12 protein-coding genes are annotated in these 17,720 nt (G+C 70.1%); 4 read left to right on the top strand and 8 right to left on the bottom strand.

What is annotated here, in order from left to right; genetic code table 11:
- Nucleotides 1–91: 91 nt before the first annotated feature.
- The 5 genes from AB0D12_RS18520 to AB0D12_RS18540 all read right to left on the bottom strand — a co-directional run bounded on the left by AB0D12_RS18520 (nucleotide 92) and on the right by AB0D12_RS18540 (nucleotide 7,996).
- Complete coding sequence (locus AB0D12_RS18520; RefSeq protein WP_362683475.1) at nucleotides 92–1,228, bottom strand: substrate-binding domain-containing protein; 1,137 nt, start codon at nucleotides 1,226–1,228, stop codon at nucleotides 92–94.
- 35 nt (nucleotides 1,229–1,263) lie between these two features.
- Nucleotides 1,264–2,298: an ABC transporter permease gene (locus tag AB0D12_RS18525; protein ID WP_362683478.1), complete on the bottom strand. Its 1,035-nt coding sequence runs from the start codon at nucleotides 2,296–2,298 to the stop codon at nucleotides 1,264–1,266.
- 23 nt (nucleotides 2,299–2,321) lie between these two features.
- Nucleotides 2,322–3,872, bottom strand: coding sequence for a sugar ABC transporter ATP-binding protein (locus AB0D12_RS18530; protein WP_362683481.1), 1,551 nt, complete (start codon nucleotides 3,870–3,872; stop codon nucleotides 2,322–2,324).
- 164 nt (nucleotides 3,873–4,036) lie between these two features.
- The gene (locus AB0D12_RS18535) at nucleotides 4,037–6,850 is read right to left on the bottom strand and encodes a SpoIIE family protein phosphatase (protein ID WP_362683484.1); all 2,814 of its coding nucleotides are present in this window, start codon (nucleotides 6,848–6,850) and stop codon (nucleotides 4,037–4,039) included.
- 177 nt (nucleotides 6,851–7,027) lie between these two features.
- Nucleotides 7,028–7,996: a cyclase family protein gene (locus AB0D12_RS18540; protein ID WP_362683487.1), complete on the bottom strand. Its 969-nt coding sequence runs from the start codon at nucleotides 7,994–7,996 to the stop codon at nucleotides 7,028–7,030.
- Nucleotides 7,997–8,190: 194 nt separating this feature from the next.
- Between AB0D12_RS18540 and AB0D12_RS18545 the strand changes: the two genes are divergently transcribed.
- The gene (locus tag AB0D12_RS18545; RefSeq protein WP_362683490.1) at nucleotides 8,191–8,436 is read left to right on the top strand and encodes a hypothetical protein; all 246 of its coding nucleotides are present in this window, start codon (nucleotides 8,191–8,193) and stop codon (nucleotides 8,434–8,436) included.
- Nucleotides 8,437–8,453: 17 nt separating this feature from the next.
- Here AB0D12_RS18545 and AB0D12_RS18550 read toward each other — a convergent pair whose 3' ends face one another.
- Complete coding sequence (locus AB0D12_RS18550) at nucleotides 8,454–9,239, bottom strand: VOC family protein (RefSeq protein WP_362683493.1); 786 nt, start codon at nucleotides 9,237–9,239, stop codon at nucleotides 8,454–8,456.
- A gap of 540 nt (nucleotides 9,240–9,779) precedes the next feature.
- Here AB0D12_RS18550 and AB0D12_RS18555 point away from each other — a divergent pair.
- Entirely contained in the window at nucleotides 9,780–11,576 is a 1,797-nt protein-coding gene (locus AB0D12_RS18555) for a S8 family serine peptidase (protein ID WP_362683496.1), read from the top strand.
- Nucleotides 11,577–11,767: 191 nt separating this feature from the next.
- Nucleotides 11,768–14,665, top strand: a complete 2,898-nt coding sequence (locus tag AB0D12_RS18560; RefSeq protein WP_362683499.1) for a LuxR family transcriptional regulator — start codon at nucleotides 11,768–11,770, stop codon at nucleotides 14,663–14,665.
- Between the two features lie 29 nt (nucleotides 14,666–14,694).
- On the opposite strand, the gene AB0D12_RS18565 is transcribed toward AB0D12_RS18560, so the two are convergent.
- Complete coding sequence (locus tag AB0D12_RS18565) at nucleotides 14,695–15,021, bottom strand: hypothetical protein (protein ID WP_362683502.1); 327 nt, start codon at nucleotides 15,019–15,021, stop codon at nucleotides 14,695–14,697.
- A 62-nt stretch (nucleotides 15,022–15,083) separates the two neighbouring features.
- On the bottom strand, nucleotides 15,084–15,767 hold the full coding sequence (locus AB0D12_RS18570) for a DJ-1/PfpI family protein (protein ID WP_362683505.1): 684 nt from the start codon (nucleotides 15,765–15,767) through the stop codon (nucleotides 15,084–15,086).
- A gap of 385 nt (nucleotides 15,768–16,152) precedes the next feature.
- On the opposite strand from AB0D12_RS18570, the gene AB0D12_RS18575 reads away from it, so the two are divergent.
- A partial coding sequence (locus tag AB0D12_RS18575; RefSeq protein ID WP_362683508.1) for a DUF1996 domain-containing protein occupies nucleotides 16,153–17,720 on the top strand: 1,568 nt, incomplete at its 3' end.

The following is a 17,720-nucleotide window of genomic DNA, read 5'->3' on the forward strand; positions in this document are numbered from 1 at the left end:
CGGCGAGTTGGTCACAGATCGACTCGGAGACGCGCATACCACACCAACGAGCTCAAACACGGGAAGCAACAGGTTGATTCTCTGCGAGCCCTTACGTGCGCCAGATCTTCCGGTAGGCCTCACGGTAGCCCGACGGATTCCAGGAAGTGGCCCCGTTGCTGTTGTCGGCCGTGGCGATGTGGACGGGGGCGACGTAGCCGCTGTCGGCCTGGCCGGCGAAGGAGCGGTTGAACTCGTCGATGATTTGCCAGCCTTGCTGGGACAGCGGCTCGGGGACGGTGGCGGCCTGGAACTGCTTGCTGTTGATGCGCTGGAAGGCGGACGGATCGCCGTCGCCCGCGCCGATGTTGAAGGGAGGGCCGGAGCCCGGTTTTGCGGCAGCGCGGAGGGCCGGGGCGGCGTCGGCGAAGTAAAGGTCGTTGATGGCGACGGAGTACGTCCAGCTGTTCTGGAAGCGGGAGAGGAGGGAGGAGACCTCCTGGGGGGTGCGGTGGCTCGCGTCCGGAATCGGGATGTTCTCGTACGCCAGCAGCTTCAGGCCGGAGCAGGTGGCGAGCTCCTGCTTGATCAGTTCGGACTTGTTCTTGGCGAACGGGATCGAGTCGTCGGTGAAGACGACGACTCCGGCATTGCCGTTGGACCGGGCGATGACCCAGTCCGCACTGATCTTCGCCACGTCCTCCACTTTGGTGGTGATGTTGGTGTAGAGGCTGGGGTTCTTGCTCGGGCCGGGGGAACGGACCGCGTGCCAGCCGATGAGCGGGATATGCGCCGCTTGTGCCCGCGCCACCTGCTGCGAAGTCAGATTGGGGTCGAAGCCACCGATGACGATGCCCGAGGGCTTGACGGTGACGGCCTGGCTGAGTGCTGCCTGGATGCCGGCGGGGGTGCCCTCTCCGTCGATCACCCGGACGTTCCATCCGGTGACCTTCCCGGCTTCCTTGACGCCCTGCGCGACGCCTGCGACGCCAGGGTTGGTCATGGTCTGCGCGACGTAGACGATGGTCTTGCCGGAAACCGCCGTGGGGCCGCTGGTGGGGCCGTTCCAGGAGGCTTTGGTGTTCTCGGCCTGCTGCACGGCCCCCTTGGCCTTCGCGAGGATGGCGGGGCAACCGGCCTTCGACGGCCCGGTGCCGGTCGACGGACCGCGCTCGCAACCGACAACGACGGTGGCGGCCAGTGCCAGCAGGGCTGCGGCGGTGAGGGTGGTCTTTCGGTGCGAGTACACGGTGCTCCTGACGCAGGTGCGCGCTACGAAGTGTTCTAGGGGTTGCCGTCCTTCGTCGGTGCAGCCGACGGCTTTGCGAGTGACTGGCGGGTCGCGGTGGGGCCGGTGCGCAGTCGGCGGCGGGCGGAGTAGCCGGCCAGGCCGACGGCGATGAGCAGGGTGCCGCCGTTGAACAGCGGGGTGACCCAGAACTGGGCGCCGAGCTGGCCGATGCCGGCGAGGCCGATGGCGAGGACGGCGACCGCCACGAGGGTGCCCAAGGCGTTGGCGCGGCCGGGTTTGATCGCGGTGGAGCCGAGCAGGGCGCCGACGAAGGCGGGCAGCAGGTAGTCCAGGCCGACACTCGGGTTGCCGGTCTGCTGCTGGGCGGCGAGGAGGACACCGGCGAAGCCGACGACCAGGCCCGATCCGGCGAAGGCGTAGACGGAGTACTTGCGGGTGGGGATGCCGAGGATGCCGGCGGCACGGGGGTTGGAGCCGATGACATACAGGTACCGCCCGAGCGGCAGCCGCTCCAGCACCAGCCAGAGGGCGACGACGACGGCGAGGACGTAGAAGGCGGGTACCGGCAGGCCGAGGAACTTGGAGTCGTAGATGTCGGTGAAGGCGGGCGGCAGGCCCTGCGGGCCGGGGACGATCCGGGCTCCGTCGGTGATCCAGCCGGTGAAGGCGTACATCATGCTGCCGGTGCCGAGAGTGGCGATGAAGGAGTCGATCTGCGCGAACTCGACGATGACACCGTTCAGAGCGCCGACCACCAGCCCTCCGAGGATCACTGCGAGGCAGGCGAGCGGCCAGGGCCAGCCTTCGTTGACGATCAGCTGCATCACCATGACGTGCGCCAGGCCGAGACCGTAGCCGATGGACAGGTCGTACTTGCCGGTGACGATGGGGATCGTCGCGCCGAGCGCGAGGATGGCGGGGATCGATTGGTTGGAGAGGATCGACGAGATGTTGTCCCGCGTGGGAAAGGTGTCCGGCAGGGTGATCGAGAAGATCAGGAAGAGCAGGGCGGTGAGGGCCAGGAGGCCGTAGGTGCCGATGAGGTGTCCGCGCAGAAAGCCCAGCAACGATCGAGGCGAGGGGGAGGGGGTCACCGGCTCGTCGCGGTTCCGGTGATGGCGGGCATGGCCGAGGCGGTGCGGGTGAGTTCGCTGACAGTGAGGGCTTCACCGGTCAGCTCGGCTGTCACGGTCCCACGGGCGAACACCAGGGCGCGGTGGCACACGGTTGCGACCTCCTCGAAATCGGTGGAGATGAGCAGTACCGCCAGGCCGGCGGCCAGCGCCTCGTCGAGCAGACGGTAGATCGCGGCCTTGGCGCCGACGTCCACGCTGGCGGTCGGCTCTTCGAGGATCAGCAGGCGCAGGCTCCCCCCGAGCCACCGGCCGACCATGATCTTCTGCTGGTTGCCGCCCGAAAGGGTGGCGATCGGGACCTCGCAGTCGCGGGGGTGCACCGAGAACCGATCGATAAGGGCGGTGGCCTCGGCGCGCTCGCGCCGGGGACTGATCCAGTGCCACGCCCGCACACCGGCTGCCCGGGGGTTGGCCAGGAAGTTCTCCCGTACGGTCAGTTCGGCGGCGCAGCCCTCCTCCTGACGGTTGCCGGCCACGAAGCCGACGCCGGAGTCGAGAGCGGCGGCGACTGTACGCGGGTGGTACGGGCGGCCGTCGAGCAGCGCCCGCCCGCCGAGGATCGGCCGGGTGCCGGCGAGAGCGCGGCCCAGGTCCATGTGGCCGGCGCCGTTCAGGCCCACCGTGCCGAGGATTTCGCCGGCACGCAGTTCCAGGCTGACCGGTCCGGTGTATCGGGTCCGTACGCTGTCGAGGCTCAGGACGGGCGGACCGCCGGCGGGGGTGGTGGCGGTCCGGTGGCCGGCCAGTTCGCGGCCCACGATGTCGTGCACCAGACGGGCGGGGCTGTGGACGGCGAGCGGACCTTGGCTGACGAGGCGGCCGTCGCGCAGGACGGCAAAGGTGTCGGCGACCTTGTACACCTCGTCGAGCCGGTGGCTGACGTAGAGGATGCCGTGCCCGCGGTCGCGCAGGGCGTGCAGTACGTCGAAGAGCCTGGCGCAGTCCGCGGCGGGGAGGGTGGCGGTCGGCTCGTCGAGGATGAAGAGCTCCGCCCGTGTCGCCAGGGCGCGGGCGATGGCGACCAGCGAGCGCTCGGCGGGGGCGAGATCGGCAATCCGGGCGTCGGCGTCCAGGTGCCCGGCGACGATCCGCAGGGCCTCGGCGCAGCGCTCTCGGGTCTGCTGCCAGGAGACCAGTCCGCAGCGGCGCGGATAGCCGGTGCCCAGTGCGATGTTCTCGGCGACCGTCATCCACTCGACGAGGCCGAGATCCTGGTGGATGAACGACATCTTCCGGGTGGCGGCGTCGGAGCCGAGCGGATGCCCGGCCACCGTCACCTCGCCCTCGTCGGCGTGGTGGACCCCGGCGAGCACCTTGATGAGGGTGGACTTCCCGGCGCCGTTGGGACCGAGCAGGGCGAGGACGCTGCCGCCGTGGATGTCGAGGTCGACCGCGGCGAGCGCGAGGGTGCCGCCGAACCGCTTGCTGAGACCGCGAATGCGGACGAGAGGTTCTCCACCGAAGCGCGAGGGTGGGCTCATCGAGGTGTCGGGAGCGTCATGCACGGACTTCTCCGAGGGTCGGCCTCCGGGTTCTTCCCGACTGCATGGGGGATGCTACTGGGATCTGTTACCGCATTTCCGTCATATCGTTGATCCCTTTGACTCCAATGGGCGAGTTGCCCGGGAGGCAGTCTCCCCATGCGCCTCCCGGCTGTGCCGGGTGGAGGTCACGCCGCATCCAGGGCGCACTCGGCCCAGATGACCTTGCCGTCGGTGGTATAGCGGGTGCCCCAGGTCTCGGCGAGCTGCGCAACGAGGAACAGGCCACGGCCACCCTCGTCGGTGGTGGCCGCCTGGCGCAGGCGTGGAGCGGTGTTACTGGTGTCGTAGACCTCGCAGATCAGGGTGCGGCCGTGAATGAGGCGTACCTGGATGGGCCCGGTGCCGTAGCGGACGGCGTTCGTCACCAGCTCGCTGAGCAGCAGCTCTGTGGCGAAAGCGGACTCGTCCAGCCCCCACTGGCTCAGCCGGCGGACGGCGGCGGCACGGACGTCGGAGACGAGGGCCGGGTCGGCGGGCAGGTCCCAGGTGGCGATCCGGTCCGGGGGCAGGGCGTGGGTGCGGGCGACGAGTAGGGCGACGTCGTCGCCAGGGTGGTCGGGTGCCACGGCGTCGAGGACCGCTTGGCAGGTGTCCTCGGGCGTTCGGTCCGGGTGGGCCAACGCGCGGCGCAGCTGGTGTAGGGCCACGTCGATGTCGCGATGGCGGTCTTCGATGAGTCCGTCGGTGTAGAGGACCAGCTGGCTGTGCTCGGAGAGGTGGATTTCGGCCGTTTCGAAGGGGAGACCGCCCAGGCCGAGAGGGGGTCCGGCGGGCAGGTCCGGGAAGGTCACGGTGCCGTCGGGGTGGACCAGCGCAGGCGGAGGGTGGCCGGCGCGAGCCATGGTGCACTGCCCCGAGGTGGGGTCGTAGATGGCGTACAGGCAGGTGGCGCCGACGATGCCGGTGCTGCCTATCGCAGGGTTCTCGCCGCCCTCCTCCCGGTCCAGGCGCACCACCAGATTGTCCAGGTGGGTGAGGAGTTCGTCGGGGGCGAGTTCCAGTTCGGCGAAGTTGCGTGCGGCGGTGCGCAGCCGGCCCATGGTGGCGGCGGCGTGCAGTCCATGGCCGACGACATCGCCGACGAGGAGGGCGACGCGGGTGCCGGAGAGGGGGATGACGTCGAACCAGTCGCCACCCACTCCGGATTCGGCGGGCAGATAGCGGTGCGCGACCTCGACAGCGTCCTGCTCGGGATGGCCGCGCGGGAGCAGGCTGCGCTGAAGTGCCAGAGCCAGGGTGTGTTCGCGGGTGTAGCGGCGGGCGTTGTCGATGCAGAGGGCGGCGCGGGCGGCGAGTTCCTGGGCCAGCGAGCGGTCGTCGTCGCCGAAGGGGGCGGGATCCTGCGAGCGGTAGAAGCTGGCGATGCCCAGGAGGACGCCGCGTGCGAGCAGGGGGACGGAGATGAGGGAGTGGACGTTGTGGGCGAGGATCCGCTCGGCGTGCCCGGGTTCTTGGGCGATCCAGCCGGCGGCGGACTTCAGATCGGGTTCCAGCACTGCCTGTCCGCTGGCCAGGCATCGTAGATGGGGCGTCGCCGGGCGAAGGTCCACCCGCTCGCCGACCGGGTAGAAGGGGCAGTCCTCGCGGATGCCGTGGACCACCGTACGGTGCAGTTCGGTGCTGGCGTCGGAGGCCTCCTCGCCGCGCAGTACGGCCTCGGGCACGTCGATGGTGACGAAGTCGGCCAGGCGCGGGACCGCCGTCTCGGCGAGTTCCCAGGCGGTGCGGCTTACGTCCAAGGTGGTGCCGATGCGGGTGCTGGCCTCGGCCAGCAGCTCCAGGCGGCGTCGGGCCGCAACGGCGTACTTCCCTACTTCCGGCTCGCCCACCAGCACCAGCCCCCTGGCCAAACCGTTGGCAGAGTCGTCGGTGCCAGGTGGGACGGGCGCGCGGACCGTCGTGGCGGCCCGGCCGGCTGCGGCGCCGGGGAGGTGCCCGGACGACGGGTCGGCGGAGGTGGGGGCATGTTGCGCGACAACGCCGGGTGGCCGACCGGCGCGAGTCGGGACGGCGATGCGGGGTTGCGGCGAGTCACCGGGGAGGACCGCTTCGATGACGACGCCCTCCACCCCGGAGGGGCTCGTCACCGGACGGCTCAGGAGCATGACCCGCCGGTCGCGGGACAGGGACACTTCGACGGCAGCCCGCTGGGACGAGGAGATCAGCTCGGTGGCCTTCTCCTTGAGTATCATCTGATCGCGCTGATCCAGCCCGATCTGCACCAGTTCATCCATTCCGATCAGGTGCCCGTCCCTGGCGGCCTCGCTGGTCCACGCGAGGCGTCTGGCGTCGAGATACGCCCGCAGCAAGCCGCGCTCTCGCGCCGAACTCTGCTCCATCAGCCGCCGTTCGATGGCTTCGGCGGCGTCGCGTATCACGGTGACCAGCGCCGGGTCCGCATCGGTGAAGGGATAGCCGAGGCAGAGGACGCCCTCGATGTGCCCGCTGAGCTGGTCGCGAATGGGGATTGCAGAACAGGCGTTTGACTGGGACCGCTCGGCGAAGTGCTCGGCACCGTAGACCTGGCAAAGCTGCCTTTCCGCTAGTGCGAGACCGACGCCGTTGGTCCCGGCGAACTGCTCGGCGAACACGAAGCCCGGGACGCTCTGGATCGCGGAGAGATGCCGGACCAAAGACGCTTCCCCGAAACGCCGTTCAAGCACCGTGCCGTGTCCATCGGCGAGACAGATGTTCATCTTGCTGCCCGCGAACATGGATCGCAGCCGGTCCAGCACAGGCCCGGCCGCGCGGACGAGCTGGCTGTCCGGATCGAAATCCTGCCGGTAAGGGAGCTCGGACTGATCCGGTGAGAGTCCCAGCAGTCGACAGCGCTGCCATGAGCTCAGAATCGGACTTCTCACGCCCCCCTCGACCGACTCGCCATGCAGAAACCGCTCGCGGGGGCGTACGGGGCCGATGCGGTCTCCCACGACCCCCATCTGCATCACTTCCCTCACAGAAACTTTGCGATCACCCAGTCTCCATTTGAGTATATTCCTCACTTTTTGGGTGAATATAAGAAGCCCTAACGAAATGCGATGGTCGGCGGTCGAAAAGACCTGGCCGGCGTCCAAGGTGATCGGCGGCCGGCGCGAGGCGACGGTGGCGGCCGGCCATCACAGCACCGCGACCGGGTTGACGGGCGAGCCTGTCCCGCCAGGTACGTTCAGCGGGGTCACGACGAGCATGAATTCGTAACGGCCCGCCTCGGCGCAGCTGGCGGAGAGTGCTTCAAGGTCGAGATTGTCCAGCAGCGGCACCCCCATGGCGGTGATGGCGAGCGCGTGGACCGGAGAGTGCAGGCCTTCGACCGGCGACGGCCGTACATCGCTGTCCCCGTCGCCGCCGAGCAGGGAAATGGCACGCTCGGCCAGCAGCGGCATGGCGTCCACGTGCAAGCCCGCGCTCGCCACGTCAGGGTTCCAGGGGCCGATTTCCCGGCGGCGGCGGAAGCGGCCGGAGCGCAGCAACACCGCATCGCCGTCCCCGATCGTCACATCGAGTGCCTTCTCAGCGGCGATGATGTCCTGCGCGTGCAGTGCGTGCCCAGGCTCCAGCCATTTGATCCCGAGGACGGCGGGCAGATCGAGGAGTACGCCCTTGGTGACGAGGGGGCCGAGTGCCGGCACCGCGCCGAAGCGGGCACCCCCGGCATCAACGACCTCGCGCGCCGCACGGCCGTCGTAGAGCTGCCCCCGGTAGGCGATGTGTGACAGCGCGTCGAGATGGCTCACGCCTTTGCCGTGGTAATCCACGGCAATGAAGTCCTTGTGGGTGGAGGGTTCCGGGGCCTCCACGTCGCCGAGGTCGGACATGTAGTGCAATGCGGGCTTGCTGTTGTCCGGTCCGGGCAGGGTGTTCCAGGGCAGCCCCATCGGCACGACCGTCCCGGACCGGATCAGGGCAGTGGCCCGCTGCACGTGGCCCGCTGTCACCCTGTTCCAGGCGCCGCGGTCGGCCGCAGCCCAGCGGCCCCAGGTGCGGACCGCGTCGAAGAGTGCGTCGAACTCCTGACGAGAGACGGCGGGCCCATTGCCGGGATTGGCCGGCAGGGGATTGGGGGCATCGGCGGGGCTGCTGCTCATCTGTACTCAGCGCTCCAAGGCTCGTGGGGGCTGTCGCCGGGGCACCAGGGCGGCGCTACGGCTCCCGGTTCAGCATCCTGCCCCGGAGCGGGCGCCCCCCCGGCATGTGAACGGTTCGGCTCGCCTCGCGGCTGTGACGTCGGCCCCCAACGAAGCGATGCCCGTCGGCTCCGAGCTCTACGCGCTGTGCCGACATGACCCTGCTGTGTCCCCCCGCCGGCGTCCCGGCACTGTCGACCCCGCTCCCGGTGGCCCCCGCCGACCTTGCACGGCTGCTCTCCCTGGGCGGCAACAGCGGCTCCCCCGTCTTCGGCCTCACTGACCATCGCGTCCTCGGCCTCCACTTCGGCGGCCGCTGCCGCCTCGGCAACTACGCCGTACCTCTGTGGAGGGTGGTGGACGATCCTCGGCTGCGGCGCGCCGAGGTCAACTTCGTCTGACCGTCCGGGCCGCGGACTCAGCGGCCGGCGCCGCGGATGACGGCCACAGGCGCACCGAAGGGGTCGGTGAACATGGCCAGGCGGCCCACGCCCTCCGCGTCCATCGGCGGGATGAGCGGGGTGGCACCCTGCCGGGTGGCCTCGGCGAAGGTGGCGTCGACATCGGCCACTTCGAAGTACGGATGCCACTCCGAGCGGGAACCCGCCTCCAGGTTCTCCTTCGGGAGCTGCATGATCCCGCCCTGCGTGGCCTCCTGGCCGCCGCCCGACGGGGAGACGACGCTGTACGTGACGCTCGCGAACGGCATGTCCTCGTAGTCCCACGAGAACACGGAGCGGTAGAAGTCCTTCGCGGCGGCAGCGTCCGTGGTGTACAGCTCGGTCCAGGACAGGGTGTTCACATCGGTGACCGCGCCCAGGCCCTTGGTGTCACCGGGCTGCCAGACCGCGAAGTCGGCGCCGGTCGGGTCGGTGTACGCCGCCATCCGGCCTTCGGTGAAGACCTCCATCGGCTGGAGACGGACGGTGCCGCCGGCCTGCTCCACGGCTCTGGTCGTGGCGTCGGCGTCGGCCGTCAGGAAGTACGGCGTCCACGCCGAGGACGCGCCCTCCTCGGTGAGCGGGCCGATCGCTGCGACGGTCTTCCCGTCCAGCTGGAAGAAGCCGTACCCCCCGGCCTCCGGTCCCAAGCTCTGCAGCTCCCAGCCGAACAGCGCCCCGTAAAAGGCGGCGGCCGCGTCGATGTCGGGGCTTCCCAGGTCCAGCCAGCTCGGCGAGCCCGTGACGTATGTGGTAGTCAGCATCGCAATTCTCCTCCCGCGAGTGCGCGGTGGATGACGGATGTGGATGACGGACGGGGTCAGTCGATTTCAGCATGCCAGCCCCCACTGACAATCCGCCGCTCCGCGCGCCGCGACACCCTGCCACACACACGTCGCGCGGAGTGAGCCGGCGTCGCCCCGAATGACCGACAGTTCGTCAGCTCCCGCACCTCGCCCCGCCTGCCGGCCTCTGGCGCGCCCCACCCCCCCCCGGGGCTCCCACGGGGGTGACAAGGGTTTTCCCCGTATCGGGTTCATCTCCCCGTTCCCTACTGTCTGCCGCACCGGCGGATCTCATCTCCTGACTCTTTGATGTCAGGTGCATGTAAGTCATGGGCTCCGTCGGGGACGGCCCTTGACCAGGGGCCGTCGCGCCGACGGCGACGCAAGGGCGACCCGGCCCAGGGAACCGCGGATCGCACCCCCACAGCGAACCGCGGTTCCCGCGCCGCCCGCCCGCGCTCCGAACGTCAGTTGAAAGGGAACACCTTGAACGGTTCCAGACGGAGACTCATATCCGTCGTGGCCGCGAGCGCGACGATCGCCGCCGTCGCCGCCACGTACTCCGTGGCACTCGCCGCCACCCCGCCGCCGCCCTCACCGAAGCCCGCTCCGGCTTCCCAGTCGATGACCGCACTGCCGACCGCACCGGTCGAGAAGGTCATCGTCACCTACAAGTCCAAGACGTCCGAGGCCACTTCCAACACGGCGGCCAAGACCGACGCAACGGCCAAGGCCTCCGAGACCGGTGAGAGCCTGTCGTTCGAGCGCCGGCTCGCCGGCGGTGCCGCCCTGGTCAACCTCGGTGGCAAGGCGTCCAAGAATGACCTCGCCGAGGTCCTGGACGCCTTCCGCGCCGATCCGTCGGTCGCGTCCGTGGAACCCGACATCCGCGCCTACGCGATGGCCGTCACCCCGAACGACACCGAGTACACCAAGCAGTGGGACCTGTTCGAGGCCACCGGCGGCATGAACGTGCCCGGCGCCTGGGACAAGACCACCGGCAGCGGCGTCACCGTCGCCGTCATCGACACCGGCTACGCCGCCCACACGGACGTGGCCGCCAATGTCGTGTCCGGCTACGACTTCATCTCGACCGCCGCGGACGCCCGGGACGGCAACGGCCGGGACAGCGACGCCAAGGACGAGGGCGACTGGAGCGCGACCGACGGCGAGTGCGGCACCGGTTCCAAGGCGAGCAACTCCTCCTGGCACGGCACGCACGTCGCGGGCACCATCGCGGCAACGGCGGGCAACAGCAAGGGCGTTGCGGGTATCGCGTACAACGCGAGGATCCAGCCGGTCCGCGTGCTCGGCAAGTGCGGCGGCTCGTCCGCGGACATCGCCGACGCGATCACCTGGGCGTCCGGCGGTACCGTCCCGGGCGTCCCGGCGAACCCGAACCCGGCCAAGGTCATCAACATGAGCCTCGGCGGCGCCAGCGCCACCTGCCCCAGCGTCTACCAGAACGCGATCAGCGGCGCGGTGTCGCGTGGCACCACGGTCGTCGTGGCGGCGGGCAACAGCAACGCCAACGCCTCCGGCTTCACCCCGGCCAACTGCTCGGGCATCATCAACGTGGCGTCCACCAGTCGCGAGGGCAACCGCTCGTTCTACTCGAACTTCGGCTCCATCGTCGACGTGTCGGCTCCCGGCGGCGAGACCCGCCGCGCCACCGACACCCCGGGCACCGTCACCACCCCCGAAAACGGCATCCTCTCCACGCTGAACTCCGGGGCCACCACCCAGTCGACCGAGAACTACAAGCCCTACCAGGGCACTTCGATGGCCGCCCCGCACATCGCCGGGCTCGCCGCGCTGCTCAAGTCGGCCAAGAGCACTCTGACCCCGGCCGAGATAGAGGCCGCGATCAAGAGCAACGCCAGGCCACTGCCGGGCACCTGCACCGGCGGCTGCGGCAGCGGCATCGCCGACGCGGCGAAGACCGTGAACGCCGTCACCGGCACCACCGGCGGCACGACGTTCAGCAACACGGCGGACGTGACGATCGCGGACAACTCGACCGTCAGCTCGTCGATCGCCGTCACCGGCCTCACCGGCAACGCCCCCGCTGCCCTCAAGGTCAACGTGGACATCAAGCACACCTGGCGCGGCGACCTGGTCATCGACCTGATCGCGCCGGACGGCACGGTGCGCAACCTCAAGGCCTCGTCATCGTCCGACAGCGCCGACAACGTCCTTGCGACGTACACGGTCGACGCGTCCAGCGAGGTGGCAGGCGGCACCTGGAAGCTGCAGGTCCGCGATGTGGCATCGGGTGACACCGGCTACATCGACTCCTGGAGCCTCACCTTCTGAACCAACCCAAACAACCGCATCACAGCTGGTCAGAGGCGCGTTCGCGGCATATCGCCGTGGGCGCGCCCCGCCGCCTGTCCGGGCGCATGTCCGCATGCCGGACATGCAGCCTGGACTGCGGTGGCCTGATTCGTATGCTCTGCTCTCAACGGGCAGAGTCCCGCGCAGGCCACAAGGGGGGTGGTGGGGAGGTGACAACGGCGGCGCACCGCCCTGCACCGGTCGGGCGGGGGGAGCTCCTCACCCGGCTCGACCGGGTCCTGCACACCCGTGGGCGCGCCCTGCTCACCGGCCCTGCGGGGGTGGGCAAGACCGAGGTCGCCCTGGCCGCCGCCGCGCGCGCCGAGTCCCGCGGCGAGACCGTACTCTGGCTCGCCACACTGCCCGCCGACCGGGACATACCCGGCGCGGCCGCCGCCGCCCTGGTCGCGACCATTTCGGCCTGCGCGTCCTGGCCCGCAGCCCGGCCCGACGGCGGTCCCGGCAGCTACGACGTCCTCGGGGGACTGCCCGGACCGCAGCGGACCGCCGTCGCCATGCTGTGCCGCGAGGCGCCCGCGCCCGACAACGGCTGGGACCCCATCGCCCTGCGGCTCGCCCTCGCCCAGATCCTGCGGACGCTCGCCGCACACGGTCCCGTCCTGCTCGTCGTCGACGGCGTCCAGCGCATCGACGCCGACAGCGCCGACCTGCTGCGGTTCGCCCTGCATCTGGCTCCATCGGCGCTACGCGTCGTCGCCGTCGAGACCCCGGCGGCATACGGACCCGACACATCCACCACGAGTACCCCGGCACAGGACGCTGCCTGCCCGGAGCCCCTGTGGGTGCCGTCCGAGGCCGACGTCCTGAACGTAGCGCCGCTGCACGCCGACGAGATCGCCGAACTCCTCTTCCACCACCGGCTGCCGTCCCGGATGGCCGGCCGTATCCACAAGGCCAGCGGCGGCAATCCGCGTCTCGCCCTCGCCGTCGGCCGGTCCCTCGCCGACGCCAGGACGCCGGTGCACCACGCCGAGGCCCTGTCCCTGTCCGGGCGCGCACGCGATCTCGCACGTCAACTGCTCGGCGCCGCCTCCCCCGCCGTGCGTGACACGCTCCTGCTGGCCGCACTGGCGCTGCGTCCGACGGCTTCGCTGATCCGCCGCACGGGCCGCCCCACGGCCGAGGCCGACCTCGCCGCCGCCGAGCGGGCGAATCTCATCTCACTGACGGAGGACGGCACGGTCGCGTTCACGGCAGGGCTGCTGCCCTCCACGTTGGTGCACGACGCCGACTGGGCCGAGCGCAGCGACGGTCATGCGGCTCTCGCGCAGGTCGTGGACGACCCTGTCGAGGCCGTACGGCACCGGGCGCTGGCCACGGACGCACCCGACGAGCAACTGGCAGCGGAGGTCGCGGCCGCGGCCGACATGGCACGACGCCGCGGGAACAGCGCACTGGCCGCCGAACTCGCCCTGCTCGCCGCCGAGTCCACGCCCGGCCGGCACAGCGCGCAGCGGCTTGCCCGGCTCGTCGACGCCGCCGAAGAGGCCGCCCGCGCCGCCCGCGCGGACCTGGCGATGCGCGCCGCCACCGATCTCCTCGCCCGCGACGCCGCACCCGCCGACCGGGTTCGCGCGCGGCTCGCGGTGCTGGACACGGCCGGGCAGGGACTGACCGACCTCGACGAGATCTACGTCCACGCCATGGAGGATTCCGAGGGCGACACGGCGCTGCGGGCGGCCGTCCAGCTGCGGCTGGCAGTGAAGCACGTGCTGGCCGACGGTGATCCCGTACGCTCCCGGGCCGCCGCCGTCGAGTCCGCGGCGCTGGCCTCTTCGGTCGGCGACTGTATGACGGCGGCCACGGCGCTGACCGTCCAGGCGCGCATGGACCGCGTCCTGGGCTCGCCGGACGCGGAGCAGGTCCTCACCGAGGCACGAGCCCTCGAGATGGTCGTGCGGCCGCTGGGCATCCGTAACGCCGCACAGATCCTGACGATCCGCCATGCGCTGTTCGACGACCGGCTCACCGACGCCCGCGACCAGCTCAACGCCCTGCTGCCGCTGGTCGAGCGCCGTGGCCCGGTGGAGGACGCCATCGAGCTGTTCCACACGCTCGCGGAGATCGACGCCCGGCAGGGGCAGTGCGCGGCGTCGCTCGCGCACGCCGGGCGGTCGCTCGCGCTGACGTTGGAGGCCGGCCTCTCGCCGGGGCCCGCCTGGTACACGCTGGCTCTCGCGGAGAGCGCCGGCGGCAGTTTCGCGCGCGCCGCGAGCTACGCCCGGCGCAGTGTCCAGGCATCCGAGGAGGAGGGCGACCATGTCTTCCTCTCCCGCAGTCTGTACGCACTCGGCCGGGTCCAGCTCGTGACCGGGGATGTGGCGAACGCCCTGGAGACCCTGCGCCGGGTGCAGTCCGGTGAGCGCGCCCAGTCGACGGTCGACCCCTCCATGCTGCGCTGGCACGAGGAGCTGGCCGAGGCGCTGATCGCGAGCGATGCCCCCGAGGAGGCCGCGGCCCTGCTCGCCGATGTGCGTCCCGTCGCCGAACGACTGGGCCGCGCAACGGTGCTGCTCGGCTGCGACCGTGCGTACGGCCTGCATCTGGCGGCGGTCGGAAAGCCCGATGAGGCGGCGGGGCTGCTGACCGAGACCGCCGATCGCTTCGCGGCGGCGGGGCTGCCGCTGGCACGCGGACGGGCGCTGATCGCGCTCGCCCGGGTCGAACGCCGCCGCCGCAGACGGTCGGCCGCGCAGAACGCGCTGCAGGCCGCCGCCGCGGTCTTCGAACGGGCGGGGGCGTCGCCCTGGCTGGCACTGGTGACGGAGACACCGTCCCGTACGACCGAACCCGCCCCGGCCCGCGGCGGCGCCGTGACCTCCCTCACGGAGGCGGAGCTGCGGCTCGCGCTGCTGGTCGGCCAGGGGGCCAGCAACCAGGAGGCGGCGGCGAAGCTGTACCTCAGCGTGAAGACGGTCGAGGCGCGGCTCACCCGCATCTACCAGAAACTGGACGTCCGTTCGCGCGCCCAGCTGGCAAGCGCCCTCAACGCGTGGCCCGCCCATCGGCCGTCGACGGACACGACGGACGGCCAGGCGGCGGACTGAAATCACGCATCGTGTTGGTGCGACGACGGTCATCGTTGGGATGCATCCCTGGCCCGGCGGGTGCGGCGGTGGCCGGTGACCTTGGAGGCGGGCAGGCGGCCGGCCTTGGAGCTGCCGGTCATGGTGTCTCCGTCGACCGTGACGGCGAAGGCGAGGTTCAGCCTCAGGGGCTTGGCGATCGACTGGGTCCAGGTGAGGCGGTCGCCGTCGAGCGCCGGGTTGTTCAGAGCGACGTCCTCTCCGGCGCCGTGGGCGGTACCCGTCAGGGCGCCGTTCGCCGAGTGGAGGTCGACGACGGCCGTGATTTTGCCGATGGGGGTCGAGATGTTCAGGTCCCAGGTTCCTTCGACGGACATGCGGGGGGCTTCCTTACGGGTGGTGCGCCGGCGCGGCACAAGGGAAGAAGTGAAGGGGTGTCTCAGAAGGCGGCGGGCGTCGGACCCTGGTCGCGCCAGACGATGCCGCGGCGCTCGTAGGAGAACAGTTCCTCGACGGCATGAGCGACCTTGGGACCCACCTCGCGCTCCAGCAGGTACAGCGCCAGGTCCAGGCCCGAGGTGACGCCGGCGCCGGTGACGAGGTCACCGTCGTCGACGACGCGCGCGGGCACGGCTCGCACACCGGTGGCGTCCAGCAGGTCCATACCCATGTGGTGAGTGGTTGCGTTACGGCCCTCCAGGAGGCCGGCCATGGCCAGGACGAGCGAGCCGCCGCACACCGCGCTCACTGTTACCCCGGGGCGTTCCATGGCGGACTTCAGCAGGGGTGGCAAGCCGGTTTCCAGGGTGCGGCCCAGCAGGACAGGAATTGCTTCGTCCTCCGACTGCCGGCCAGAGTCCGGTCCCGGCTTCCCGTCGTTCTCCTCGACGCGGCCCGACGCGCCGGGGACCAGGACGAGGTCGGCGTGCTCGGGATCGAGGCGGGCCGTCGCCCGCAAGGCCAGGTCGCCGGTACCGCTGGCCACTTCGCGCGCTCCCTCGGCGGAGACCAGCTCCACCGTCACCGCCCCGGCGGAGGCGGTGCCGCCGGCGTACAGGACCTCGTAGGGGGCGATGACGTCGAGCGGGTCGAAGCCGTCGAACAAGACGATCTGGGCGTGCATTTGTGTTCCGTTCGGGATGGATGCGAACCGGTCTGTGCCGGGTTCGCCACCGACGCTAGACAGCCGGTCCGCCGCTCCCTAGTGGCACCAATGACAGCTTCCAACGGAATCGAGCCAACAAGCGTCCAGGTCACGGTCGGTACCCGGCCCGGCAGGCCGCCACCGGCGGCGTTGGTGGCCTGCACGGCCAAGGGCGGTATGTGTGCTGGATGAACGGCTCCCGGTTCGGCGACGCGGACCGCCTCAGGCACCTCCATCGCTGGAGGTTGCTACGAATTGCTGTTCGCGTTGAACACTTCGTGGGTCTCTTCCGTACGTAGCACAGCGCTTCTCCCTCAGCCAGCGCATGTTAACGGCCGACCGGCAATGAAACATAGGAGTTCCAATGAGGCGTACAGTGCGAAGACGCTCAAAGAGAGGCAAAAGAGCAGTCGTTGCCTCGATCGCGCTCATGCTGGGCGGGGGTGGCCTCATCGCGGTCAACTCCTACGCCTCCGCCGGCGAGGGACGGGGCCCCTGGCCCGGCGAATGGAACGGGCAACAGCAGAATCAGACCCAGAGCGCCGGCGCCTCCGCGTCCACGATCAAGTGTCCTGAGGTTGCGAACGGGCTGCCCGAAGTACCGGATGGGGCCAGGCTGGAGGTCGACCGCGAACTTGCCACGCTGGACAGCCAGATCACCGAGGCCTATCAGCGGTTCGTCGACGAGAAGGAACAGATGGAGCGGGATCCGCTGTTCGCCCGGAACGCTGTCCTCGAGCCGCTGAAGAACAAGCGCGCAGCAAGCATCGACCGCATAGCCGTAGCCATCAGCCGTGCGGCAGGGAAGCGCCCGCAGGGACTGGATCCGATGGCCCCGTGCACTCTTCAAGTGGATGACGCAGACGGGGCCAACGCCGGTGAGGGCAACGGCCAGGGGCAGGACCAGGCTGGCGGCCAGAACAACGGCAACGGCGACCAGGGCAACGGCAACGGTGGCCAGGCGGACAACGGTCCTGAGGCGTCCGACTTCGTCGACATCCAGTCCGTCAAGCCGAATGTCCGCACCCCGCGCACGCTCCGCAAGGCCTCCCGCGGCACCTTCTCCACCGACTGCGGTGTCAACGCGAACGGCAAGTTCAACCCGGACAACGTGATCGTGGCGCCCGGTGTGAGCAATGGCGCGCACCACGTGCACGACTATGTGGGCAATCAGGCCAACGACGCCTTCGCGAGCGACGACGATCTCGCCAACGGCCGGACCACGTGCCGCGACCAGGGTGACAAGTCGACCTACTACTGGCCCGTCCTGCGCCTGCAGAACGGCCAGAAGGAGGCCGACGCCGACGCGGACGGTGGCGGCAAGGACCAGAACGTCGGCGAGATCCAGACTCCGGCCCAGGTCACGCTGAACTTCGCGGGCAGCCCGGTCGGCAAGGTCACCGCGATGCCCCGCTTCCTGCGGATCATCACCGGTGACGCCAAAGCCTTCGTCAACGGCAACGCGAATGCCAATGCCTCCTGGAGCTGCACCGGCTTCGAGAACCGCCAGCTGAAGGACAAGTACCCAGTCTGCCCCGAGGGCAGCCAAGTGGTCCGTGCCTTCAAGTTCCAGAGCTGCTGGGACGGTCAGAACACCGACAGCGCCAACCACCGCACGCACGTGTCCTTCGCCGACCGGAACGGCCGCTGCCCCAACGGCTTCCGGGCCATTCCGCAGCTCGTGCAGCGGATCGTCTACGACGTGCCGCCGCCGGTTTTCGACGGGGGAAAACCCGCGGTGTTCGCGGTCGACTCCTTCCCTGAGCAGCTGCACAAGCCGGTCACCGACCACGGCGACTTCATCAACGTCTTCGACGACAACCTTATGCGGGAGGTGGTGCGTTGCATCAACGACGGACGAGAGTGCGGCCCCGGCGCCCCTCCGGCCGGTGGTGTGGAGAGGCCTGAGGTTGCGGCGGGGCCGGCTGCTGC

It is taken from the genome of Streptomyces sp. NPDC048479 (assembly GCF_040651435.1).
In the GTDB taxonomy this organism is placed as follows: domain Bacteria; phylum Actinomycetota; class Actinomycetes; order Streptomycetales; family Streptomycetaceae; genus Streptomyces.